A 24,462-nucleotide genomic window follows, 5' to 3' on the forward strand; every position below is an offset into this window, starting at 1 on the left:
GCCACGAAGGGCTCGACGTGCTTTGAGCAGCCCGAGTCGGATCACGAAAGGGCTCGACGTGCTCTGAGATGCCCGGGTTGCGCCCGGTGCCTTTCGGAGCAAGTCGAGCCCTGTGCTGTCCGGCCGGCGCGACCCGCCGCGCCGGCCGAGACGCGGTCTAGGAGGCCTTGGCTCTCGCGATCCCCTGCCGGATGGAGCGGAGGTTGTGCATCGCCCAGGCGTTGACCTTGGAGAAGCTGCGGTCGCGGATGAAGATCGCGTCGACGGCGATCATCGTCAGGGAGAACCAGGGCAGCCCCATGAGCAGCGCGATGCCGAGGTGGAAGGAGAGGATGCCCAGCAGCGCGATGATCCTCGTGTAGCGGTTGAAGAGCATGAACGGGAAGGCGCACTGGAAGAGCACCGAGCCCCAGGAGATCGCGACGACCATCGGCCCCCAGGCGGTGACGAGGTCGGAGAGGACCGGCCACGTGCCGAACTGCATCGTCTGCAGGGGGTTGTAGACCGCGTATCCGTGCTGCCAGGGCGCGCCCCCGGCCTTGTAGAGGCCGCCGGAGAAGTAGATCGCGCAGACCTGGAACGCGAGCACGACGATCGCGAGGTTGTTCGCCATGATCCAGGCCCAGCGGAATCGGCCGCCGTCGGTGTCGGGGAACCGCCCGTTCCGCTTCCTCCGGCGTGCGTCCAGGGACCACCGGCGAGTCGTGTCCGCGAAGAGCATCGCGATGAGGAACATGCGGTAGGCGTTGTCGCCCTGGTCGCCGGCGCTGTCGTTGAGCTCGATGAAGCTCACCCAGAGCACGAGGTAGATCGGCAGGATGATCCTCGTCCGCCACCCGAGGATGATGACCACGGCCAGGATCGCCAGTCCGATCATCAGGGCGGTGAACAGGGGCGGGTTCGTCACCGCACGGTGGAACAGGGAGAACAGCCAGATGTTCGGGAAGTCGCTCTTCGGCGCCTCGATCTCACCGTTCCAGGCCGCACCCACGCCGAAGGCGTAGTGGCGGGCGTTGAAGTTCGTCAAAAGCAGGCCGAGGCCGGTCACGCCCATGAGGATGCGGGTCACGGCCAGGCCGTAGGTCGCGTAGTAGCGGCCGGTGAGCTTGTCCTCGAGCGCGTCCCAGGCCGATGACGCCTTCGCGAATCCGCGGGAGATCAGCGGGATGCGCTCATCGGAATCGCGACCTGTCCCGGTCCCTGCCCGGCCGACGGAGGTCGAGCCCTGCGCTGTCCCGTCGGCGGCGGAGCCGGTCACCTCGGTGACCCGGGTCGCGCCGCTCTTCTCGTCCTCGGCCACCGTGGTGCCCGAGGTCGTCCGCTCATCACTCATCGTGGCACCTCACTTCGTCGGAGGCGCAGAAGTACTCGGCGAACTCCTCGTTGGACTGGTGCTCCTCGTAGGTCAGCGCCCGCCATCCGGTCGGCACGACCTGGATGGGTGGACGCTCGGCGCCCGGGTCGTTGCGCTTGCCGAAGGGCACGACGTTCTGGCGCGAGGCCTGGTACTGGACGCGCACGACGGCGTCCTCGCCCCAGACCGCGTCGGCCACCTGGGTGGCGTACGCCGACGCCGTGCGTTCACTGTCCAGGTAGCCGCCGATGACGCCCTCGGGATCGCCGTACTCCTGCATCTTCGCCTTCAGCCGGTCCGTGGAGTCGTCGCCCTTGAAGTAGTCGAGCTTGACGATCTCCTTGTGATCGTCGGACAGCTTCTCCCAGGAGCTCTTGAGATCGGACGCGACGCCGATGGCCAGTCCTGCCGAGCGCGGCGGGAACAGCCGGTAGGTCGCGTGGTCGAGCTCGACGTCGGTCGCCCGCACCCACTGGGTGATCTCCTCGGTGCCCTCGGGGGTCCTGATGACGGCCCTGACGTCGAAGAAGTAGTCGCCGTTGATGGGCTCGGGGGCGAACACGCTCCACGACTGCCCCCACAGGGGGATCATGTACTCGCTGAGCAGGTTGCCCGGGATCACCTGCCGCATCGCCGAGGCGGGCGCGATCCACAGGAACGACGCGAAGAGGTGGAATGCCGTGAGCAGCATCGCCACCACCATGAGCGCGCGCTTGACGACCGATCGTCGACCGGTCGGAGTTTCGGTCTTCTCTTGTTCCATCTCAGTCCTGGAGTCGGTTGTCACTAGTCCGAAATGACCTCGACGGGACCCTTCAGGGACTCAGCAGTGACCTCGGTGCTTGCAATCAGGCTCAAGCGTACTTCACCTGCCAGGTGCGCGTCAGCCTCGCCCACCGCTCGACCCCGCCCACCGCGCGGCCCCGCTCACTCCTCGGCCTCGCTCACCGCGCGGACCCGCTCACCCCTCAGCCAGTTCCTCACGAGGTCGCTGCTCTCGCCGAGGCGCGGCGGGGCCAGGTCGTAGCTCGGCGGGGTCTCGGACAGGCGGATCGGGTTGCTCACGGTCGGGATGACCCGGTCCCCGGCGCCCGCCTCGGCGACGGGATCGAGGCCGAGCTCGGCCGCCAGCTCCACCCCCTGGGCGATCGTGTTGATCGGCGCACAGGGCAGTCCCGCGCGGCTGAGGATCTCGAACCACTCCTGGTTCGTCTTCGCGCTCAGCGCGGCGACGAGCAGCGGTTCGAGCTGGGCGCGGTTGTCGTTGCGGTCCGCGTTCGTCGCGAAGCGCTCGTCGTCGGCCCACTCGGGATGGCCGAGCACCGTGGCGAGCAGCCGGAACTGGGTGTCGTTGCCGACGGCGATGATGATCTGCCCCTCCCCGGTGGGCATCGGCTGGTAGGGGTAGAGGCTCGGGTGCTCGTTGCCCATCGGCTGCGGGACGACGCCCCCGGCCACATAGGCGGACGTCTGGTTCGCCAGGCCCGACAGCGCCGAGGACAGCAGGTTCGTCTCCACCAGCTGCCCGCGGCCGGTGTCCTTGCGATGAGCGAGGGCGGCGAGGATGCCGACGGCGGTGTGCAGTCCGGTGAAGACGTCGACGATCGCGACCCCGGCCTTGACCGGCCCGGACTCGTGTGAACCGGTGACGCTCATGAACCCGGACATCCCCTGGATGAGGAGGTCGTATCCCGGCTGCGGGTTGCTCCGACCGAACCCGGTCACCGAGGCGTAGACGATCCCCGGGTTGAGCTCGCGCACCGATTCGTAGTCGAGTGAGTACTTCGCCAGCCCGCCGGCCTTGAAGTTCTCGACGAGCACGTCCGCGCGACGAGCGAGCTCCTGGGCCAGCGCGAGGTCGTCGGGGTCCTTGAGATCGAGGACGACGGAGTGCTTGTTCCGGTTGGCCGTGAGGAAGTACGTCGCGTCGTCCCCTCGCCGAGGCGGCGCCCAGTGCCGGGTGTCGTCCCCGGCAGGACCCTCGACCTTGATGACCGTGGCGCCGAGGTCCGCCAGCATCATCGTCGCGTAGGGACCGGCGAGCACGCGCGAGAAGTCGGCGACGACCACCCCGCTCAACGGTCCGCTCCCGGTCCGACCGAAGATCTCCCGCAGGTCCTGCTGCTCCACTTGCTGCCTCCCTTGGCATGACGTTGCCGTCTCGGCATGACGTTGCTGTTCTCCTCAGCCAAACTACACGCCCCGGCCGGGGACGCGAGCGACGGGCCCGACCCCGCACATCACTTAACGAACGTTTGAACATGCCAGTGTGCTGACTATTATGGAGTCTGTGTCACAGGCAACATCAACAGTTGATAACGTGGGACGAGCCGGCCCCACTTAGGGGCACCTCACACTCAGCGATCGGGTGTATTGGCCATGTCAGGAAGGATGAACCACCCTCATGCGGATTGCCGTTTTTGTTAAGTACGTCCCGGACGCCGCGGGCGACCGGAGCTTCACCGACGACAACACCGTCGACCGGTCGGTCGACGGCCTGCTCTCCGAGCTCGACGAATACGCCGTCGAAGAAGCCCTGAGCATTGCCGAGGACGCTGACGACGCCGAAGTCATCGCTGTCACCGTCGGACCCGACGACGCCGTCGACGCAGTGCGCAAGGCACTCCAGATGGGCGCCGACTCCGGCGTCCACGTCGTCGACGACTCGCTCGCCGCCAGCGACGCCCTGGGAACGTCGAAGGTCCTCGCGGCCACCGTGAGGAAGATCGAGGAGGAGGAAGGCCCCGTCGACCTCGTCGTCACCGGCATGGCCTCGACCGACGGCTCGATGTCCGTCGTCCCCGTCCAGGTCGCCGAGCTCCTCGGCCGCCCTGCCGCGACCTTCGCCTCGGAGGTGACCGTCGACGGCCAGAGCGTGAAGATCCGCCGCGACGGCGACACCGCCAGCCAGCACATCGAGGTCAGCCTGCCGGCACTCGTCTCGGTCACCGACCAGATCAACGAACCCCGCTACCCGTCCTTCAAGGGCATCATGGCCGCGAAGAAGAAGCCGCTCGAGGAGTACGAGCTCGACGACCTCGGCCTCGACTCCGGTGTCGCCGGGTCCTCCGGTGCGACGACCGAGGTCCTCGAGGTCACCGCTCGTCCTCCGCGCTCCGCCGGTGAGATCATCACCGACGAGGGCAACGGCGGCGAGAAGCTCGTCGAATTCCTCGCCGGTCAGAAGCTGGTCTGAGCCCGACACCCCAGAGTGATCGGCCCGGCGGGCCGGTCGAAGGAAGGATCCCACACATGTCCGAAGTACTCGTCTACGCCGACCATGCTGACGGCACGGTCGCCAAGTCCACCCTCGAACTCCTCACCCTCGCCCGGCGCATCGGCACGCCCGTCGCCGTCGTCGTCAATGCCGGTGACGCCGCGGCCCAGATCGCCCAGTCCCTGGGCGAGTACGGCGCCGAGGCGGTCCTCACCGCCGATGACTCCGTCTACTCCGACTACCTCGTCGCTCCGGCCGCCGAGCTGCTCGCCTCCCTCGTCGGGTCGCGCTCTCCCGCCGCCGTGCTCCTGTCCTCGTCCTTCGAGGGCAAGGAGATCGCCGGACGCCTCTCGGTGAAGACGAACTCGGGCGTCATCACCGACGCGGTCGACATCGACTCCGATCTCGTCGCCACGCAGTCCGTCTTCGCGGGCGGCTACACCGTGCGCGGGCGGGTCACCGCCGGAACGCCGATCATCACCGTCAAGCCGAACTCCGTCGCCCCCGAGGCCGCCGCCGCGGCCGGCAGCGTCGAGGCCGTCTCCGCCGACATCTCGGAGGCCGCGAAGACCGCGAAGGTCGTCGCGACCGAGGACAAGCCGCAGACCGGTCGCCCCAACCTCACCGAGGCGGCGATCGTCGTCTCGGGCGGACGCGGCACCGGCGGGGACTTCGGCCCCGTCGAGGCGCTCGCCGACTCCCTCGGTGCGGCCGTCGGCGCCTCCCGTGCGGCCGTCGACGCCGGCTGGTACCCGCACGCCAACCAGGTCGGCCAGACCGGCAAGACCGTGTCCCCGCAGCTCTACGTCGCGGCCGGCATCTCCGGCGCCATCCAGCACCGCGCGGGAATGCAGACCTCGAAGACGATCGTCGCGATCAACAAGGACGATGAGGCTCCGATCTTCGAGCTCGTCGACTTCGGCGTCGTCGGCGACCTGTTCCAGGTCCTGCCCCAGGCCGCCGAGGCGATCACCGCCCGGAAGTAAGGACGCCGCCGCGGCGTTCGGCGCCCGGCGGTGAGCCCGCCACGACTGCGGTATTGTGGGCCCGACCGTACGGTCGGGCCCACAGTCGTCCCGTACCCATCCACCACCTCGAAGGGGTCAGCAATGTCGTACCTCATGCCCGCGGAGACCGCGCCTCATGATCGCATCTGGATGGCGTTCCCGTCCTCCGGCTACGCACTCGGCGACACCGAGGACGACGCCGAGGCGGCCCGCCGCACCTGGGCCGCGGTCGCCCGCGCCACCAGCGAGTTCACTCCCGTGACCGTCGTCGTCTCCGAGTCGCAGACGGAGCATGCCCGCCGTCACCTCGGCGAGGGGATCACGCACCCGATCTCGATCGTCAACGCGGAGCTCGACGACGCCTGGATGCGCGACATCGGACCGACGTACGTCTTCGACGACGAGGGCCGGCTCCATGCCGTGGACTGGGTGTTCAACGGCTGGGGAGCGCAGACGTGGGCGAAGTGGGACCACGATCAGCACATCGGCCGCACCGTCGCCGAGCTCTCCCGGACCCCGATCATCAGCTCCGAGCTGCGCAACGAGGGCGGCGGCATCCACGTCGACGGGCAGGGGACGGTGCTGGCGACCCGCAGCGTGCAGCTGGACCCGGGTCGCAATCCCGAGCTCACCGAGGCCGACGTCGAGGCCGAGTTCGCGCGCACCATCGGGGCGAAGAAGGTCATCTGGCTCGATCGCGGGCTCCACCGCGACAACCAGACCTTCGGCACCCGCGGGCACGTCGACATCGTCGCGACGATGCCGAGCCCCGGAGTCGTGCTCGTCCACGACCAGCGCGATCCCGAGCACCCCGACCATGCCTTCAGCCAGGAGGTCAAGGCGCAGTTCGCCCGGGAGACCACCGCTGACGGCCGGCCCTTCGAGGTCATCGCGATTCCGGCGCCGACGACCCTGCGCGACGACGAGGGCTGGGTGGACTACTCCTACGTCAACCACCTCGTCACCAATGGCGGGGTCATCGCGTGCACCTTCGACGATCCGATGGACGCCGAGGCGGTCGCGATCCTCGAGCAGGTGTACCCGGGCCGGAAGGTCGTCGGCGTCGACGCCCGCGAGCTCTATGCCCGCGGGGGCGGAATCCACTGCATCACGCAGCAGCAGCCCACCCCGGCCTGACAGGGGGCGACGCGGCTCGGCTGTGCGGCCTGGGCCCGTCCTGACAGTGCGGCCCGGGCCTGTCCCTGCTGTGCGGACCGCGTCCGTCCCACTTGTGCTGACCCCTTCGGTTCCGCTTGTGCGGACCGCGACCATCCCGGCACACGGGACCGGATGACGGATGGGGAAATGCGCAGACCCCCGAGTCCCCGTCGCGGTATAGGGTGGTGAACCAGGACACACGGCGCCAGCTGAGCGACGTGTGTCGGGCCGCACCACGTGGAGAGGAGAGCAGGACGATGAAGAAGCGATTGATCCTTCTGGCCGGACTGGGGGTCGGATACGTTCTCGGGTCACGGACCGGACGTCAGAGCTACGAGAAGCTCAAGGCTCAGGTCCATCAGCTGTGGAGCGATCCACGAGTGCAGGACACCGTCGACAAGGCCAACCAGTCGATCCGGGATAAGGCACCCGGCGTGGCCGACGCCGTGCAGAGCGCCGCTGACAAGGTCTCCTCCGCTGCGGCGGCCGGAGCGGCCGGTGCCGCGACCGGCGGAGTCGGCGGCGGCGAGGGCGGCGGCAGCGCCGCGACGGCCGACGGCAGCAATGCCGCGACCACGGGCGGGGCCGGCGAATCCACCGGCACCTCGTCGAGCGATGCGAAGCCGGGTCCCAGACCCGACGGTGAGAGCTCCGGCGACAGCACCCCGAAGCCCAGTGACGTCAAACCCAGCGATATCAAGCCCAGCGATATCAAGCCCAAGCCGAGCGCCTCGGCGGCTCAGGGTGCCGGTGGGAACGCCGCGAAGCCGTCCGGCACGAAGCCGTCCGGCAGCGCCGCGACGTCCTCCGGCGACGCCAGGAAGAAGGACGTCGAGGCGGATCCCTCCCGCCCCCAGGAGGACGAGGGGCCCGCGGGCGTCTCCTCCTGACCACGGCAGCCAGGGTGCCCGATCCGGCCGGCTCCGATATGCGGAGACGGCTCGGACCGGGCACCTTCGTCGTCTCCGCGGTCGGGCGGTCCAGCGGCTGCCCGGCGCACCGCCCGCTACAGCAGCGAGCTCGTCAGTCGCGCGACGTTCTCGACGTACTTGTGGAGGATCGGGCGGTTGCGCCACCGTTCCGCGTCGAGCTCGACCGAGTTCGGGCGGTACTCCTCCCGCTCCAGCTGGTACATCTGCGCCGTGAAGTCCCTGTCGATGATGAACATGGTGACCTCCATGTTCATGGCGAACGACCGCTCGTCCATGTTCGACGAGCCGATGATCGTCACCTCGTCGTCGATGAGCAGGAACTTGGAGTGGAGTACGGTGGGAGCGTGGTACATGAATATGCGCACTCCCGCTCGCACGAGGAAGTCGTAGTACGACTGCTGTGCTCTCTGCGTGACCCAGTGGTCACTCGTCTCCCCCACATAGAGCCGGACATCGACTCCCGAACGCGCCTCCGTCGTCAGTGCGTGCATGAGCGATTCGTCCGGAACGAAGTAGGGCGAGCAGACGACGACTGAGCGGTTCGCGTTGTAGATGAGGTGGAGGAACAGCCGCAGGTTGTTCTCCTCCTCGAACCCCGGGCCCGAGGGGACGACCTGCGCCTGCACCCCTCCCCGCTCCGGGGCGTTGAGCTCGAGCTGATACGAATCGGTGAGCACCTCGCTCGTCTCCGAGTACCAGTCGGAGACGAACACCGCGTCGAGCTCCGCGACCACCGGGCCCCGGCATTCGAGGGAGAGGTCCTGCCACTGGAATCCCTTGCGCAGGTTGCGGCGCTTGTTGTAGCACCGGTCGATGATGTTCTGCGAACCGGTGAATGCGACCTCTCCGTCGACGACGAGGATCTTGCGATGATTGCGCAGGTCAGGCCGCTGGTACTCGCCTCTCCAGGGACGGATCGGCAACGACCGTCGCCAGCTCACCCCCGCCTCGTCGAGCTTCTTGACCAGGGTCGCGTATCCGGGGTAGCCGAGCGAGCCCAGGTGGTCGATGAGGATGCGCACCCGCACGCCGCGGGCGTGGGCGGCGAGCATGGAATCGATGAGGCGCTGCGTGGTCGAGTCGAGAGCGACGATGTAGAACTCGAAGTGGACGTACTTCTCGGCCGCGTCGACCGCGTCGGCCATGGCCTCCATGCACTCATGGTTGTCGGGATGGAGCGAGAACCCGTTGCCGTGGGTCATCGGCAGGGCCCCGAGGTCGAAGTTGAGCTGAGCCGCCGTGCTCAGCGGCTCCGGCAGATGCGAGGAGTCGCCGATGATCGGAGTGTCGGTGACCCTCTCACGGATGATGCCGTTGATGACGGTCTGTTCGTTGCGCCGGCGTTTGGGCAGCTTCGAGGAGCCGAGGAGCAGGAAGGCCGCGATGCCGACATAGGGGATGAAGAAGATCGCCAGCAGCCAGCCCAGGGCCACCGAGGGCCGTCGGTTGTGGGGGATCCACCCCAACGCGATGAGCCTGATGATGAGATCGACCGCCACCAGCGTGATCACCAGCCAGCTCGGCCACGTTCGGTCGATCGTGAAGAAGGAATAGACCTCCACGTCGCTCAATTCTGTGTTGTTCCGACTCACCGGATTCCGCTCGTGCACGACCCGGTGTCAACTCTTCCACCCATCGTATCCTGCCGCGATCGTGGGCAGCCGTTCGCCCCGCGCCGCAGCTGACGCGCCTCGCCGGGGACCAACGACGCGACCGCATGTGCGGGCTCTGCCGGTCGCGCGTGCGGGTGACACCGGCATAATGGGAAGCGAAGCCGAGACGGAAGTGAGAGTGACCGCGCGTGATCCGAGATATCTCTCCCGAGGGGTCCGACCGCTCCGACACCGCCGATTCCGCGAGCGCTCGGATCGACGTCCCCGATCCGGCCGCGGTGCCCATCCGCCCCGCCGTCAGCGTGCTCATGGTCCGCGACGGTCGGCACGGACTCGAGGTCTTCGTCCAGCACCGCGTGACGACGATGGACTTCGCCGCGGGAGTGGTCGTCTTCCCCGGCGGCCGCGTCGATCCGAGTGACGTGTCCCGGGCGGAGACCCTCGACGTCGCCGACCCCCGGGTCCACGACGAGGCGTGGACGAACTCCTCCATCGCCGAGGTGCCCGACGGCTGGCGCGTGCTGCTGGCCGCCGCCGTGCGGGAGGTCGAGGAGGAGACGGGCACCCTCCTCGATCCCTCGCTGCTCAGACCGTGGGCGAACTGGGTGACCCCGCTGGGCCTGCCCAGACGCTTCGACACGTACTTCTACCTCGCGCTCGTCGGGGAGATCCACGCCCCCGCGCACCGGACCACCGAGGCGCACACGAGCGAGTGGCTGCCGGTCGAGGAGATCCTCGCCGAGGAGTCGGCCGGACGGCTGCGGCTCATGCGACCGACGCTCGTCCTCCTCGGTGAGCTCAGCGGGTTCCGCGACACGGCCGAGCTCAGTGCTCTCGATCGGCGGTTCGATCCCGTTCGCCCCGACCTCCCCGCGAGCTGAGCAGCGCCAGCTGCGCGACCACGGCGCTGCGCTGCTCCTCGGTGCCGAGGAGCTCGGACAGTGCCTGCTGCTCGGCGTCGAGGCCGTCGGCCAGCGGAACCCGATAGGCGAGGTCGACCAGCGACTTCGCGTGCACCAGCGCCGAGCGTGAGCGGCCGGCGAGGTCAGCCGCGAGCTCGAGAGCGCGTTCGACCGGCGCCTCGGCGAGCTCCTCGACCAGCCCGATCCGATGCGCCTCGGTGCCGTCGATGGTCTCGGCGGTGAGGATGAGCCGCTTCGCCATTCCCTGCCCCACCAGGCGGGGCAGGAGCTGAGTGCCGCACATGTCGGGGATGATCCCCCACTTCGTCTCCATCAGCGCGAATCGGGAGTCGGGGTGGGCGATGCGCAGATCCGCTCCCAGGGCGATCTGCATCCCGCCCCCGAGCGCCGGCCCGTTGACGGCGGCGATGACGGGAACCTCGACGAGGGACCAGACGTGGACCGCCTGCTGCGCCAGGGCCCGCGCCGCGCCCATCTGCTCGCCGAGGACGACCGCGCTGCCGCGTTCGGGGCCGGTCGCCTCGGCGAGGCCGGCGAACTCACTGACGTCGAGCCCCGCGCTGAACGCGCGTCCGCGACCGGAGAGGACGACGGCGCGGACCTCGGCTCTCTCCCGCAGGGCGCAGCCCGCCTCGACGAGGTCCTCGAACACCTCCCTGGTCAGGGAGTTCAGGCTCGCGGGACGGTCGAGCTCGACGTGGGCGACGCCCTGGGCCACCGTCGTCTCGAGGGTGGCGTGGATGGGGACGATGGGAGCGCTCATGGGATTCCTCGTTCTCGCGGCAGCAGGGTCAGGACCATCGGGCGCCGGCCCGCGGCCATCGGGGGTCGACCCGCCGGCAGGGTCAGTGGCGTCTTCTGAACCCTATCGGAGCGCCGCTCAGGGTCAATGCGACGACCGCGGTCAGTGCGACCATGCACATCGCGACGACCCCGGGCCAGGCGAAGTCCGTGAAGAGGACGGCCGAGAGCCAGGCGCCCAGGCTCGTGCCGAGGTAGTAGACGGTGAGGTAGATCGCCGCGGAGCGCGTCGAGTCGACACCCGGGCGCGCGGCGCTGGCCGCCGCCGAGGCTCCGGTGTGGCCGAGGAAGAATCCCCCGGTGAGCAGCGACATCCCGACGATGATCCAGACCAGCGAGTCGACGAGGGTCAGCCCGGCCCCGGCGAGCGCCGTGACCATGCCGATGAGCGTCAGGCGGGTGCGGGAGAAGCGCATCGCGAGCCGACCGTAGTACGTCGTCACGACGGTGCCGACGAGGTAGATGAGGAAGAAGAGGGCGACCGCGCCCTCGCTCAGGCGCCAGGGGTCGTGCTGGAGCCGGGAGCCGAGCATCGTGAAGGATCCCCCGAAGACGATCATGCACAGGAAGCCGGTGAGGTAGATCCGCCACAGCCCCGACCCCAGCGGGATGACCGCCCGCCGAGGTGACCCGGCCGCGGAGTCCGTCGGCGGCGTCACGTCCGCAGCGGGCTGCTCACCCACCTCGGCGGGATCGGGGTCCAGGGTGCGACCGGACCGCGAGTTGCCCGCGTTCCTCCGGGTGGCGAAGAGATCGTGACGGAGCAGCCACACGACGATGACGCCGAGGACCAGGGAGATCGCGGCCGTCACGCCGAGTCCCCCGTGCCAGCCGAAGAGCTCGGCGGCCAGCCCGGTGAGCAGCCTCGAGCACAGTCCGCCGATCGTGTTGCCCGCGATGTAGACGCCGATCGCTCCCGGCAGCGCTGTGGACGGCAGGCGCAGGGAGAGGTAGGCCATCGCGGTCGCGGGCACCGATGCGATCGCCACACCCTGGAGGAATCGCACGGCGATCAGCAGCTCGGCGCTCGGCATGAACGGCAGGACCAGGGCGAGCACCGCGGCGAGGATGACCCCTGCGGCGATCTGCCGCGCGTGCCCGATCCGGGAGGCCAGCAGGGAGAACGGGATGAGGAAGACCGCCATGGCCACGTTGGTCGCCGACACCGTGAGGCTCGCCGTCGGCGCGTCGATGTCGTAGGCGGTGCGGATGGCCGGGATGAGCCCCTGGGTCTCGTAGAGCACGAGGAACACCGCGACGCCGGCGAGGAACACGGCGACGACGGTGCGCCGATCGCTCGTCGCGCTCGACCCGCCTGTGCCCATGCCTCCCACGCTATGCCCGCCGAGGTGCGCGTCCAAACTCGGACCCCGGTCCGCGACCGTGGCGGGGCCGTGCCCTCGGCCCGTGGCCGTAAGGTGCCCGCGGCTGAACGGGTGACGCACTCGCAGCCCGCCGCGGCTCTGGAAACCGCTGGTCGAGCCCATTAGGCTCACCACAAGCACTCTTCCTCAAGGAGGACTGATGAAACGTCAGCTGCCCATCGTCAGCGTGGCCTCGACGGCCTCGACGGGAAAGCGGGTGGCACGCGTTGCCGCGACCGCCTCGGCGCTGGGGCTCGGGGCCCTGGCCGCGTGGGACTACACGCAGAAGAAGCACGCGGTCCTGCGCAACTACCCGGTCATCGGCCACGCCCGGTTCCTGCTCGAGTCGATCCGACCGGAGATCCAGCAGTACTTCATCGAGCGCAACTGGGACGGCCGCCCGTTCAACCGGGAGACCCGCACGACGATCTACGAGAGGTCGAAGGGCATCCATTCGGAGCAGGCCTTCGGCACCGAGCGGGACGTCGAGCGCCGGGACTACGAATCCCTCCTCCACTCAGCCGTCCCGCTGTCCAATCCGCGGGTCCCGCCCAAGGTCAGGGTCGGGGGTGAGAAGTGCACCAAGCCCTATGACATCTCCCTGCTCAACGTGTCCGCGATGAGCTTCGGCTCGCTCAGCGACAATGCGATCCGGGCGCTCAACAAGGGAGCGGCGATGGGCGGTTTCGCCCACGACTCGGGCGAGGGGGCGATCACTCCCTACCATCGGGAGTTCGGCGGCGATCTCATCTGGGAACTCGGCACCGCCTACTTCGGCGCGCGGACCGAGGACGGTCACTTCGACGCCGAGGCGTTCGCTGAGAAGTCGCAGGATCCTCAGGTGAAGATGACCTCCCTCAAACTGTCCCAGGGGGCGAAGCCCGGGATCGGCGGTGTGCTTCCCGGCCCCAAGGTCTCCGAGGAGATCTCCCAGATCCGCGGCATCCCCGTCGGCAAGACCTGCATCAGCCCCCCGAACCACAGCGTGTTCTCGACCCCGATCGAGCTCATGCAGTTCATCGGCCGGATGCGCGAGCTCTCCGGCGGCAAGCCCGCCGGCTACAAACTCTGCATCGGCTCCCGCACGGAGTTCCTCGCCATGTGCAAGGCGATGCTCGAGACGGGCATCACCCCGGACTTCATCATCGTCGACGGCTCCGAGGGCGGGACGGGCGCCGCGCCGCTCGAGTTCGAGGACAACGTCGGCCTGCCCCTGACCCAGGGGCTGATGACGGTCCACAACGCCCTCGTCGGGACGGGCCTGCGGGATCGGATCAGGATCGGGGCCGCGGGGAAGATCGCCAGCGGCTCCGACATCGTCAAGCGCCTCATCCAGGGCGCCGACTATACGAACTCTGCCCGCGCGATGATGATGGCCGTCGGATGCATCCAGGCGATGACCTGCCATACGGGCAAGTGCCCCGTCGGAGTGGCGACCCAGGATCCCCGGCGGACGCGGGCCATCGATGTCACCGACAAGGCGCAGCGGGTGAAGAACTACCAGGAGAGCACCGTCGCCGAGGCGGTGCGGATCATGGCGGCGATGGGCGTGAGCAGCCCCGACGAGCTCGAGCCGACGATGCTCCGCCGCAACATCTCACCGTCGGAGTCCTGGTCGTACGCCAAGCTCTACGACTGGCTCGAGCCCGGTGAGCTCCTCGACGGCGCTCCCGGGGATTGGGCCGCGGACTGGAAGGCCGCCCGTCCCGACACCTTCCACCTCCGCCGCGGCCAGAGCCGGTAGGGGGTGCGGAGGCGCGCTGAAGTCCGTTTACATTTTCATCGTGTTTCTGTATATTGAAACTCACGTTACATAACCCGTGGTCGATGCCCGCGCACTCGCATCGCCCCCGAGCTCACCACCGACGCTCGCGAGACAGGATCAACGATGATTGCGAACTCACCCGAGGCCCGCCGGCACCGTGCACCACGGCTCGGACCCGCGCACTCACGGTGGATCTCGCTGCTCGCGCAGGCATAGCGACCGAATCCACCACAGAACGGAAACCAGTGAAAGACACACAGCCGCGCAACGACGCCGGAACCTCACCCAAACGACCTCTCCACACCTGGGAAGTCACCGCCATCTCGATCGGATTCATGGGTCCAGTGATGGCCATGTCCCTCAACGGCATCGGGGTCGCAGCCCTCGTCGGCAAGGCCGTTCCGTTCACCTTCCTAGTATCGTTCATCGGCACGCTCCTCGTCGCCTACGGGTTCATCCGTCTACTGCGCAGGATCACGCACGCCGGGTCGGTCTACGCCCTCGCGGGCATAACCCTCGGACCGCGTGCCGGCTTCTTCGGAGGCTTCGCCCTCCTCGGCACCTACATCTTCTTCGCCGCCTGCATCCTGGGTGCCTGCGCCGTCTTCTTCGAGGCGATGCTCTCCGAGATCGGGATCACGCTCGCCCCCGGCATGTGGATGCTAGTGGCGCTGGCCGTCGGCCTCATCGCCCTGGTGCTCAACCGCAGGGAGTCCGCCACGGTCGCGCGCACCCTGCTCGGGATCGGCTTCATCGGCATCGCCGCGATGATCGTGCTCTCGATCGTCATCGTCGTCCGCGTCGGCACCGGCCACGCCCCGGTCTCCACCGGCATCGATCTCAGCGTCCTCAGCCCGGGCGACAACCCGCTGTCGGGGATCATGACGGCCTCGGTGTTCGGCTTCCTGTCCTGGGCAGGCTTCGAATCAGGCTCCTCGATGAGCGAGGAGACGGCCGAGCCGAAACGCGTCATCCCCCGTTCGCTGCTCTTCGCCGTCATCATCGGCGGACTCGTCTACGTATTCGTGATGTTCGCCCAGACCATCGGCTTCGGCACGGACGCCGTCGGCATCGAGCTCTTCTCTACCGCGGCCTCCACCCTGACCACACTGTCCTCGACCTACATCGGCGCCTGGTTCGCCGTGCTCATCTCGGTCGTCGCATTCTTCGTCGCCTTCGGCGCCTTCCTCAGCTCCTCGACGGCCGCCTCCCGGCTCCTCTTTGCCCTCGCCCGGGACGGCTTCGGTCCCGCCTCGCTGGCCCGCCAGGACCCCGTGAGCAAGGTGCCAACCACCGCGGTGACCGCGGTGATCGTGCTCACCACGGCGATGACGCTCGGCCTCGGCGTCTTCGGCGCTACCAGCGTGGACGCCTACTACTGGTACGCCACGCTCGGCACGCTCTGCATGGTCGTCGCCTACGGGATGACCTCGGTCGGGGTCATCCGGCACGCCTTCCGACCCGGCTCGGGGATCCCGAAGTGGGAGATCGTCATCCCCGCCCTCGGTCTCTTCTACCTCGTGTTCGTCTACATTATCCAAGTCACCGAGCAGGAGGCTCCCTACACCTACTTCCCCTGGGCCGTGGGCGCCTGGTGCGTCCTCGGTCTCGTCATCGTCATCAGCTGGCCCGCACTCGCCCAGCGGATCGGCGCCCGCCTCACGGTCGAGGACATTGAATCGTGAGCATCGTCGAGATCACCGAGGAGCAGCGAAGGGTCGAGGAGGCCGAGTACGCCCGGGACCAGTCCGCACTCGCCCACATCGAGAACCTGCGGTTCTTCCCGCTCGCCGTCTCCTCAGGATCAGGGGCCACACTGACGAGCGCCTCGGGGCGCGAGCTCATCGACCTCTCCGCGAGCTGGACCGCCTCGGCGCTCGGCCATGGGCAGCCCGACATCGCCGAGGCGGTGGCCCGCGCCGCCGGCACCGGGGCGGGAGCCTCGGCGCTGTCGGCCGCGGTCGCCGAGACCACCCGGCTGGCCGAGCGTCTGCTCACCCTGGTGCCGGTCCGGCAGGCCCAGCGCGCCTACCTGGGTCTGAGCGGAAGTGATGCCAATGCCGCCGCGATCGAGGCCGCGCGCCGTGCGACCGGTCGCCCGACGATCGTCTCGTTCACCGGCAGCTACCACGGCGGGTTCGGCAGCTCCCGGGAGGTGTCGGGGATCGGCTGGGAGCCGGTGCCCGGGTCCCGCGTCCTCGACTATCCCGTCACCGAGGCGGACCTCGCCGGGGTGCGGCCACGGCTCGATCGCGCCCTGGCCCCCGGTGACGTTGCGGCCGTCATCGTCGAGGCCGTGCAGTGCGACGGCGGGGTCCGGGTGCCCGCCGCGGGCTTCCTGCCCCTCCTGCGCGAGGCGTGCGACGAAGCCGGGGCCCACCTCATCGTCGACGAGGTCAAGGCCGGGCTCGCACGGACGGGCAGGCTGTTCGCGTTCGAGCACTCCGGAATCCGCCCGGACATCGTCACCCTGGGCAAGTCGCTGGGCGGCGGGCTGCCCGTCTCCGCTGCCGTCGGTCCGGCCTCCGTGCTCGACGTCGTCCCCGCTACCGCCCTGCTCACCGCCGCGGGGGCTCCCATCTGCGCCGCGGCCGCGAACGCGGTGCTCGACCTGCTGTCGGGGACAGGACCCACCGGCCGCGCTGAGGAGCTCGGCGCCCTCGCCCGAGAGCGCCTGGCCGACTTTCGCCGCACCGATCGCCCGGGGAGCCGCGCCATCGCCGAGGTGCGCGGCAGGGGTCTGCTGCTCGGCATCGAGGTCGCCTCCGGACTGGCGGCCGCGACCGTCTACCGGGCTTGGGAGCTCGGCGCCGTCATCTACCCTGTCGGCGATGACGTCCTCGAGCTCACTCCGCCTCTGTCGATCACCGAGTCCGAACTCGAACTCGGACTGGACATCGTCCTCCACGCCCTCGACGACGCCGCCTCGGGGCGCGTGCCTACGGAGGCGCTCGAGCGATTCGGCGGCTGGTGACCCGGCCGCCGATCGACCCAGACCGCCCGGTGCCCTCCGACCGGCACCGCCCATCCGACATCAGCCGCGAAGGAATCATATGAGCAAGCCGGAATTCACCCTCGCCATCGTTTCCCGTCACCTCTCACCGGACTCGGGGCACGCCAATCCGCTCGACTCCGTGCGCAGCGCACTGCACCGGCTCGGCACCGCCACCACCGAGATCACCCCCTTCCAGTCGCCCAGGCTGCTCAACGACAAATCGGGGCTGCTCATCGATGTCGACCGGTTCACCGCCTCCCCCGCCGCTCCTGACGGCACCGCGCTGAGCGAGCTCGTCGGGTCCATCCGGGAGCAGAATTCGGGCATCCCGGTCTTCCTCTACGGCGAGCGCCTTACCGCGCGCAGCCTGCCGACAGAGGTTCTCGCCGAGATCGAGGGCGTCATCAATCCCTACGAGGACACCCCCGAGTTCGTCGCCCGCGTCATCCACCGGGAGGCCTCACGTTACGTCGAGAGCCTGGCGCCGCCGTTCTTCAAGGCGCTCATGGACTACTCCCATGATGGTGCCTACTCCTGGCACTGCCCGGGGCACTCCGGGGGCACGGCCTTCCTCAAGTCGCCCGCCGGAACCGTCTTCCACCAGTTCTTCGGGGAGAACCTGCTGCGCTCGGACGTCTGCAACGCCGTCGAGGAGCTCGGTCAGCTGCTCGACCACACAGGCCCGGTCGCGGAGTCCGAGGCCAGGGCCGCCGACACGTTCGGGGCCGATCACCTGTTCTTCGTCACCAACGGCACCTCCACCTCGAACAAGGTGGTCTGGAACTCCGCCGTGAGCGCCGGGGACATCGTCCTCGTCGACCGCAACTGCCACAAGTCGATTCTCCACTCGATCATCCTCACCGGCGCGATCCCGATCTACCTCTGGCCCACCCGCAACCGCGCCGGGATCATCGGACCGATCCCGCGCCGGGAGTTCAGCCCCGATTCGATCGCCGCGAAGATTCGCGCGCACCCGTTCGTCACCGACCCGAGCGCGACCCCGCGCATCCTCACCCTGACCCAGAGCACCTACGACGGGGTCGTCTACAACGCCGAGGAGATCAAGTCGACCCTCGACGGATTCGTCGACGTCCTCCACTTCGACGAGGCGTGGCTGCCGCACGCCCGGTTCCACGAGCTCTACCGGGGCATGCACGGGGTCGACGAACGGACCGCGAGGACGCAGAAGTCCCTCGTCTACTCCACGCAGTCGACGCACAAGCTCCTGGCGGGGCTCTCGCAGGCCTCGCAGATCCTCGTCCGCAATGCCGAGGAGACGGAGCTGGACCGCGACATCTTCAACGAGGCCTACCTCATGCACACCTCGACCAGCCCCCAGTACTCGATCATCGCCAGCTGCGATGTGTCCGCGGAGATGATGCGCGGCCGCGGCGGGCACGCCCTCGTCGAGGAGACCATCACCGAGGCGATGGAGTTCCGCCGGGCGATCATCCGGATCGGCCAGGAACACGCCGCCGATGACTGGTGGTTCGACGTCTGGGGTCCGGACACCCCTCCCCGCGAGGGGCTGGCCGAGCGGGCCGAATGGCAGCTGTCGGCCGCCGACGACTGGCACGGCTTCGACGAGATCGGCGAGGACTTCGCGATGCTCGACCCGATCAAGGTCACCCTGACTACACCTGGCCTGAACACGGACGGGGAGTTCGGGGACTTCGGCATCCCCGGCATCGTGCTCGCGAAGTACCTCGCCGAGCACGGGGTGGTCGTCGAGAAGACCGGACTCTACTCGCTGTTCATCCTCTTCACGATAGGCGTTACCAACGGTCGCTGGAACACACTCATCGCGGAGCTGCACCGGTTCAAGGACGTCCTAGACCGCAATGTCCATATCGCCGAGGTGATGCCGGAGTTCGCGGCCGAGCAGCCGCAGTACGCGTCCCTGGGCCTGCGCGACCTCTGCGAGCGCCTGCATGCCCTCTACCGCGAGACCGACTTCGCCAACCTCAGCACCGACATCTACCTCGACGAACCCGAGGTGGCGATGCTGCCGACCGCGGCCTGGGCTGCGATGACCGGCGGACGGATCGAGCACGTGGCGATCTCCGACCTGGTCGGCCGGATCTCCGCGGTGCTGCTCACCCCCTACCCACCGGGGATCCCGCTGCTGGTTCCCGGCGAACGGGTGAGCCCGAAGATCGTCGAGTACCTCGAAGCCGAGTCGGAGCTGGCCCGCCGCTACCCGGGATGCAATGGGATCACCCACGGCCTGAGCATCAACGCCGACGGCGAGAAGACCGTGGCGTGCGTGCTCGAGGACGTGTGAGCGCGCTCAGGCGCGGTTCGCGCTGCCGCCAAGGCTCAGGCGCAGGGGGTCGAGCCGGGCCAGCCGATCGATGCCAGACTCCCCGAGCTCGGCGACGACGAGCTCACTGACCGCCTCGACGAGGGCGAGCATCGGCACCAGGGTGTCGGAGGGGCCGGCGGCGCGCACATCGGCCGTGAGCACATGGTCGGCCTGCGCCGCCGCCGGAGACATCCAGGGGTCGGTGAAGACGATCGTCGTCAGCCCGAGCTCCTTGCCCACCCGCACGACGTCGGCGATGGTCGGCTCGTAGCGGCGGACGTCGAAGGCGATGAGCAGATCGCCTCGCCTGAAGTCGAGCAGCTGGCCGGCAGCGACGACGGGATTCGAGGCCACCCTGGTGACTCCGGGACGCACCGGCGCCAGCTGCGCCTGGAAGATGTCCGCAATGTAGCCGGAGTAGGTCGCGCCGATGAGACCGACGGCCCTCTTCGTCTGCGTGAGCAGCGACACGGTGCGGTCGAGCTCGTCGCCGATCACTGCGTCGAAGGTCTGGTCGATGCCCGCGTGGTAGGCCCGGCGCGCATCGTTGAACACGGCTCCCTGCCCGCTCACACGGCCCTCCGCCTGGGACAGATTGGATTCCTCACGCTCGCGGATCTCGTGCTTGAGCGCCTCCTGGAACTCCCGGTAGCCGTTGAAACCCAGGGTCCGGGCGAACCTCACCACGGAGGGGGCGCTCACTCCCGCGGTCTCAGCCAGATCGGAGATCGAGTCAAGCCCGGAGAACGGGTAGGAGGCGAGAATCGCGCGCGCGATCTTCTTCTCCGCCGGGGTGAGCTCGGACATCGCACTGCGCAGGCGCATCGCCAGGCTCGGCGTCCCCTCGGCTCCGGCGGCGGCGCCGTGGGTCGGGGTGGAATCATCAGTCATGTGGTTCGCCTGTCATCTGGTCGCCTCTCGCTCGTGATCTCGACTGTACTGTGTCGGGGAGGGGCCCGACACTCCCGCCCGCGCCCCGACGATCGGCGGCCACCCGGCACGAGGGCCTGTGACGAGGACTCCGCCCGTTCTGAAACTTATGTTTCATTTTGGCATTAGAACTCCATCATTGATATCATTCATTACACAGTCGGCTTTGCCCGGAGCCGACTGTCCCGCGCCCGAGCGCGAAGGAACACCGACGTTCGAGAAGAGAGTCACGATCATGAGCAATGAGGCCACGTCCACTCCAGAACTTCGCTGCCACGAATGGCTTCCGTCCCACGTCCGCCCCGAGAGTGGCGAACTCGCCTTCCTGGCGACCTCCGACCTCGCGGCGCACACCCGCGGTCGGGCCGTGCGCGTGGAGTCGCTGTCGCAGACCACCTCCTGCGGCTGGGTGCCGGCCAACCTCGGGATCGGTCCGAGCGGCCACATCACCGACGAGATCCCGTTCGGCTCCTCCGGGGACCTGCGCCTGCTGCCCGACTTCGACTCGGCCGTGCGAACGACGGCCATCCCGGGCCAGCCGCCCCTGACCATCGTCTTCGCGGACCAGGTCAACACCGACGGCACACCCTGGCACGGTGACGCGAGGTCCTTCCTCAGGCAGACGATCGCGGAGCTGTCCGCGGACTTCGGCATCACCGTCAACGCCGCCTTCGAACACGAATTCAACGACCTCGGCAACGCCAAGCCGACCCAGCCGTTCTCCCTACTCGCCCACCGCGGGCTCGAGCCGATCGGCTCCGAGGTGATGGCGGCGCTGGCGGAGATGAACGCTGAACCGGAGAACTGGCTGCCGGAGTACACCCCGAACCAGTTCGAGGTCACGGTCTCCCCCGCCCCAGCGCTCACCGCGGCCGACCGCGCCGTGCTCGTGCGCGACACCGTGTCCGCTGTCTTCGCCGGCCATGACAGAGACGTCACATTCTCCCCCGTCCCGGTCGCCGGAGGCGGCGGCTCGGGGGTCCACGTGCACTTCGGCCTCAACGACGACGCCACCGGCGAGACCCTCGTATTCGACGCGGACCGCCCCGGTCGCCTCTCCGAGCTGGCGGGCCGGTTCGCGGCCGGCATCGTCAGGTACGCCCCGTCCCTCACGGCGATCTTCGCTCCGCTCGTGGTCTCCTACCAGCGGCTGCGACCGCACAACTGGTCGACGGCGGCATCGTTCCTCGGGCTGCAGAACCGCGAGGCGCTGCTGCGGATCGTGCCGACGAACGAGATCGGCGGGCGCGACCCCCGTCCGCAGCTGCACTTCGAGTTCCGCGGCGGCGACATCGGCGCCAACCCCTACCTCCTGCTGGGCATCCTGCTCAAGGCAGGCATGGAAGGGCTGCGCCAGGGCTTCGACCCCGCCGAGGTGGTCGTCGGCGATCCAGACTCCGCCCAGACCCCTCCCGGTCAGCTGCCCACCTCCCTCGCCGACGCCCTCGAGCTGCTCGAGAACGACGACGTGGTGAGAGGATGGTTCCACCCCGAGCTGCTGGCCACCTACCTGGCCGTCAAGCGCGCCGAAATCGCGGAGTTCGGCGCCCTGGAGCCTGCCGAGCAGTGCTCCGCGTACCGCACCATCTACTGACACCCACACCGCACACGACGAGAGGCGAGGACTCACCCGTGCACTTCGAATGGATGAATGACATCGAGCTGGTCGACCACCACTGCCACGGCGTGCTCGAGCACGATCTCGACCGTGCGGGCTTCGAGGACCTCATCACCGAATCGGACCGACCCGGGCCCGTGAGCACCACCTTCTTCGACACCCAGCTCGGATTCATGATACGCCGCTACTGCGCGCCGCTGCTCGACCTGCCGGCCTTCGCCTCTCCCGAGGACTACCTGGCCAGGCGGGCCGAGCTCGGAGCGGCCGAGGTCAACCGCAGGCTGCTGCGCGGGCAGGGCTACAACACTCTGCTCATCGAAACCGGACACCGCGGGGACGAGATCCTCGACCCGGCCCACATGGGCGAGCGCGCGGAGTCCGGTGTCGCCGAGGTGGTACGACTCGAACGCATAGCCGAGGAGCTCGTCGAGTCCGGCGTCGACTCCTCCCGCTTCCGGGTGGCGTTCTCCGCGGAGCTGGATTCCCGGCTGCGGACTGCCGTCGGCGTCAAGTCGATTGCGGCCTACCGGATCGGGCTCGACTTCGCAGCCGCCCGCCCGGCCGCCGACGAGGTCGACGCCGCCCTCGCCGAGTGGATCAACGCCACACGCCGACCGGGGCGCCTCAACGACGAGCGGGTCATCCGCCATCTCATCTGGGAGGCGGTCGACCGCGCCGTGCCGATCCAGTTCCACATCGGCTACGGCGACCCCGATGTCGACCTCCACCGGTGCAACCCCTTGCTGCTCACCGACTTCCTCCGGCTGAGCCGCGATTCGGGCGCGACCGTCATGCTCCTCCACTGCTACCCCTACCACCGTGAGGCCGGGTACCTCGCCCATTGCTTCGAGCACGTCTACTGCGATGTGGGCCTCGCGATCAACTACACCGGGGCACAATCCGCGCAGGTCATCGCCGAGTCCCTCGAACTGACCCCGTTCCACAAGGCACTTTTCTCCTCCGACGCCTGGGGAGCGGCCGAACTCTACTGCCTCGGTGCGCTCCTGTTCAAGGACGGGCTCGACTCCGTCCTCGCCGAGTGGTCCCAGCGCCACGGGTGGCCGGAGGACGAGCTGCGCAGGATCACGACGATGATCGCGGCCGGCAACGCCCGCCGCGTCTACGGCCTCGATGACAAGGGCGAGAATGGATAACAGCACCCCCTCCTCCCTCGGCCTCTACGTCCCTCAGCCTCCCGAACACGATCACGAGGGACCCGCCGCGGGTCGCACCTGCGAACTCGACGCCCTCGGGGAGATCTGGATCGACGCGGTCGCCGCCGATCTCGAGTATGCTCACGAGCTGCGCCGGAGGATCCACTCCCAGCCCGAGGTCTCAGGCAGCGAGGACGCCACGGCGGAACTCGTCTCCGCGGAGCTCTCCGAACTCCTCACCCTGTGGCCGATCGCCCGGACGGGCAGGATCGGACGCCTCGGACCCGTCGACGGTCCGGCGGTGGGCATCCGGGCGGAGCTCGACGCCCTGCCCCTGGTCGAACGCACGGGCGCGAGCTTCGCCTCGACCAATTCGGCCATGCACGCCTGCGGTCACGATGTGCACATGGCGGCGCTCGTCACGCTCCTGCGGGCGGTGCGCACGGTGCGCGAACGGACCGGGGCCGACCTGCCGGTGGCGCTGGCGCCGGTCTTCCAGCCCCGCGAGGAAACCTACCCCTCCGGGGCCCTCGACATCGTCTCGGAGATGGGCCTGGAGCGCTGGTCGATCGCCCACATGATCGGGGTCCACAACCACCCCGGCGTCGCCGCCGGTGAGATCGCGATCGGCGACGGGTACATCAACGCCGCCGCCGACGAGGTCCACATCACCGTCCATGGCCGGGGTGGCCACGGCGCCTACCCCCACGACGCCGCCGATCCCGTCGCCGGGGTGTCGAACATCGCGCTGGCACTGCCGGAGATCGTCCGTCGCACCATCGGCCCGATGTCCGCCGCGGTCGTCAGCATCGGCACGATCCGGGTCGGCGAGGGCGCCGCCAACGTCCTGCCGCAGGCCGGACACATCAGCGCCACTGTGCGCACCACCTCGGCGGAGGATCGCACGAGGATCCGTGCGGCCATCAAGACAATGGCCGAGGGCATCGCCGTCGCCTACGGACTCGAGGCCGAGGTCCGGCTCGTCGACGGGGAGCCCGTGCTGCTCAACGACGCCGAGCTCGCGGCGCGATTCGCGCGGCGGGCCGAGGGCCTGGGGGCGGAGACAGCCGAGCCAATGCGCTCCCTGGGCGCCGACGACTTCTCGTTCTTCTCCCAGGCGGTGCCGTCGGCGATGAGCTTCGTCGGCACCGGCCAGCCGGGCGTCTCGCTCCACGACGCGACCTACCTGCCCCCCGAGCGAGCCGTCTTCGAGGTGGCGCGGGCGATGATCGCGGGATACCTGGCCGGTGCCGAGTCACTGCTGGCGAGCGCCGACGACTGACGGCCGAGGGGAGCTCCGGAGGATAGGCGCGGCCTGCCGGGGCG

Annotated in this window: 19 protein-coding genes; 12 read left to right on the forward strand and 7 right to left on the reverse strand. The window is 68.8% G+C overall.

Features of this window, described 5'->3' with window-relative positions; translation table 11 throughout:
* Nucleotides 1-157: 157 nt before the first annotated feature.
* From DFO65_RS02890 to DFO65_RS02900, 3 genes are all read right to left on the reverse strand, one after another.
* Complete coding sequence (locus DFO65_RS02890) at nt 158-1,333, reverse strand: HTTM domain-containing protein (RefSeq protein WP_113902934.1); 1,176 nt, start codon at nt 1,331-1,333, stop codon at nt 158-160.
* Nucleotides 1,326-2,117, reverse strand: a complete 792-nt coding sequence (locus tag DFO65_RS02895; protein ID WP_113902935.1) for a DUF5819 family protein — start codon at nt 2,115-2,117, stop codon at nt 1,326-1,328. The genes DFO65_RS02890 and DFO65_RS02895 overlap by 8 nt, the downstream gene beginning before the upstream one ends.
* A 164-nt stretch (nt 2,118-2,281) precedes the next feature.
* A complete protein-coding gene (locus tag DFO65_RS02900) occupies nt 2,282-3,484 on the reverse strand; it encodes a CaiB/BaiF CoA transferase family protein (protein ID WP_113902936.1) in 1,203 nt (400 codons plus the stop codon).
* Nucleotides 3,485-3,758: 274 nt separating this feature from the next.
* Here DFO65_RS02900 and DFO65_RS02905 point away from each other — a divergent pair, with 274 nt between their 5' ends.
* The 4 genes from DFO65_RS02905 (at nt 3,759) to DFO65_RS17015 (ending at nt 7,626) form a co-directional block, all read left to right on the forward strand.
* Nucleotides 3,759-4,550, forward strand: coding sequence for an electron transfer flavoprotein subunit beta/FixA family protein (locus tag DFO65_RS02905; protein ID WP_113902937.1), 792 nt, complete (start codon nt 3,759-3,761; stop codon nt 4,548-4,550).
* Nucleotides 4,551-4,606: 56 nt separating this feature from the next.
* Nucleotides 4,607-5,557: an electron transfer flavoprotein subunit alpha/FixB family protein gene (locus DFO65_RS02910; protein WP_113902938.1), complete on the forward strand. Its 951-nt coding sequence runs from the start codon at nt 4,607-4,609 to the stop codon at nt 5,555-5,557.
* A gap of 123 nt (nt 5,558-5,680) precedes the next feature.
* On the forward strand, nt 5,681-6,715 hold the full coding sequence (locus DFO65_RS02915; protein WP_113902939.1) for an agmatine deiminase family protein: 1,035 nt from the start codon (nt 5,681-5,683) through the stop codon (nt 6,713-6,715).
* 278 nt (nt 6,716-6,993) lie between these two features.
* On the forward strand, nt 6,994-7,626 hold the full coding sequence (locus DFO65_RS17015) for a hypothetical protein (protein WP_181778594.1): 633 nt from the start codon (nt 6,994-6,996) through the stop codon (nt 7,624-7,626).
* Between the two features lie 116 nt (nt 7,627-7,742).
* On the opposite strand, the gene cls is transcribed toward DFO65_RS17015, so the two are convergent.
* Nucleotides 7,743-9,230, reverse strand: a complete 1,488-nt coding sequence (gene cls / locus DFO65_RS02925; protein WP_245940439.1) for a cardiolipin synthase — start codon at nt 9,228-9,230, stop codon at nt 7,743-7,745.
* 239 nt (nt 9,231-9,469) lie between these two features.
* On the opposite strand from cls, the gene DFO65_RS02930 reads away from it, so the two are divergent.
* Nucleotides 9,470-10,162: an NUDIX hydrolase gene (locus tag DFO65_RS02930; protein ID WP_113902941.1), complete on the forward strand. Its 693-nt coding sequence runs from the start codon at nt 9,470-9,472 to the stop codon at nt 10,160-10,162.
* On the opposite strand, the gene DFO65_RS02935 is transcribed toward DFO65_RS02930, so the two are convergent.
* Together DFO65_RS02935 and DFO65_RS02940 are read right to left on the reverse strand one after the other, a co-directional pair.
* Entirely contained in the window at nt 10,107-10,967 is an 861-nt protein-coding gene (locus DFO65_RS02935; RefSeq protein ID WP_113902942.1) for an enoyl-CoA hydratase-related protein, read from the reverse strand. The genes DFO65_RS02930 and DFO65_RS02935 overlap by 56 nt on opposite strands.
* An 82-nt stretch (nt 10,968-11,049) precedes the next feature.
* The gene (locus DFO65_RS02940) at nt 11,050-12,330 is read right to left on the reverse strand and encodes an MFS transporter (RefSeq protein ID WP_113902943.1); all 1,281 of its coding nucleotides are present in this window, start codon (nt 12,328-12,330) and stop codon (nt 11,050-11,052) included.
* 199 nt (nt 12,331-12,529) lie between these two features.
* Here DFO65_RS02940 and DFO65_RS02945 point away from each other — a divergent pair, with 199 nt between their 5' ends.
* The 4 genes from DFO65_RS02945 to DFO65_RS02960 all read left to right on the forward strand — a co-directional run bounded on the left by DFO65_RS02945 (nt 12,530) and on the right by DFO65_RS02960 (nt 19,413).
* Nucleotides 12,530-14,113, forward strand: a complete 1,584-nt coding sequence (locus tag DFO65_RS02945; protein WP_113902944.1) for an FMN-binding glutamate synthase family protein — start codon at nt 12,530-12,532, stop codon at nt 14,111-14,113.
* 266 nt (nt 14,114-14,379) lie between these two features.
* On the forward strand, nt 14,380-15,819 hold the full coding sequence (locus tag DFO65_RS02950; RefSeq protein ID WP_245940440.1) for an APC family permease: 1,440 nt from the start codon (nt 14,380-14,382) through the stop codon (nt 15,817-15,819).
* A complete protein-coding gene (locus DFO65_RS02955; RefSeq protein ID WP_220151224.1) occupies nt 15,816-17,108 on the forward strand; it encodes an aminotransferase class III-fold pyridoxal phosphate-dependent enzyme in 1,293 nt (430 codons plus the stop codon). Before DFO65_RS02950 ends, DFO65_RS02955 begins: the two co-directional genes overlap by 4 nt.
* Before the next feature lie 79 nt (nt 17,109-17,187).
* Nucleotides 17,188-19,413, forward strand: a complete 2,226-nt coding sequence (locus DFO65_RS02960; protein ID WP_113902946.1) for an Orn/Lys/Arg family decarboxylase — start codon at nt 17,188-17,190, stop codon at nt 19,411-19,413.
* 6 nt (nt 19,414-19,419) lie between these two features.
* On the opposite strand, the gene DFO65_RS02965 is transcribed toward DFO65_RS02960, so the two are convergent.
* Nucleotides 19,420-20,325, reverse strand: coding sequence for a MurR/RpiR family transcriptional regulator (locus tag DFO65_RS02965; protein WP_113902947.1), 906 nt, complete (start codon nt 20,323-20,325; stop codon nt 19,420-19,422).
* 274 nt (nt 20,326-20,599) lie between these two features.
* Here DFO65_RS02965 and DFO65_RS02970 point away from each other — a divergent pair, with 274 nt between their 5' ends.
* From DFO65_RS02970 to DFO65_RS02980, 3 genes are read left to right on the forward strand one after another with little or no spacing between them, the layout of a single operon-like run.
* Nucleotides 20,600-21,958, forward strand: a complete 1,359-nt coding sequence (locus DFO65_RS02970; protein ID WP_113903187.1) for a glutamine synthetase family protein — start codon at nt 20,600-20,602, stop codon at nt 21,956-21,958.
* Nucleotides 21,959-22,011: 53 nt separating this feature from the next.
* A complete protein-coding gene (locus DFO65_RS02975; RefSeq protein WP_113903188.1) occupies nt 22,012-23,136 on the forward strand; it encodes an amidohydrolase family protein in 1,125 nt (374 codons plus the stop codon).
* Complete coding sequence (locus DFO65_RS02980) at nt 23,129-24,418, forward strand: M20 metallopeptidase family protein (RefSeq protein WP_113902948.1); 1,290 nt, start codon at nt 23,129-23,131, stop codon at nt 24,416-24,418. The genes DFO65_RS02975 and DFO65_RS02980 overlap by 8 nt, the downstream gene beginning before the upstream one ends.
* Nucleotides 24,419-24,462 lie beyond the last annotated feature (44 nt).

It is taken from the genome of Brevibacterium sanguinis (genome assembly GCF_003315415.1).
In the GTDB taxonomy this organism is placed as follows: Bacteria; Actinomycetota; Actinomycetes; order Actinomycetales; family Brevibacteriaceae; genus Brevibacterium; species Brevibacterium celere_A.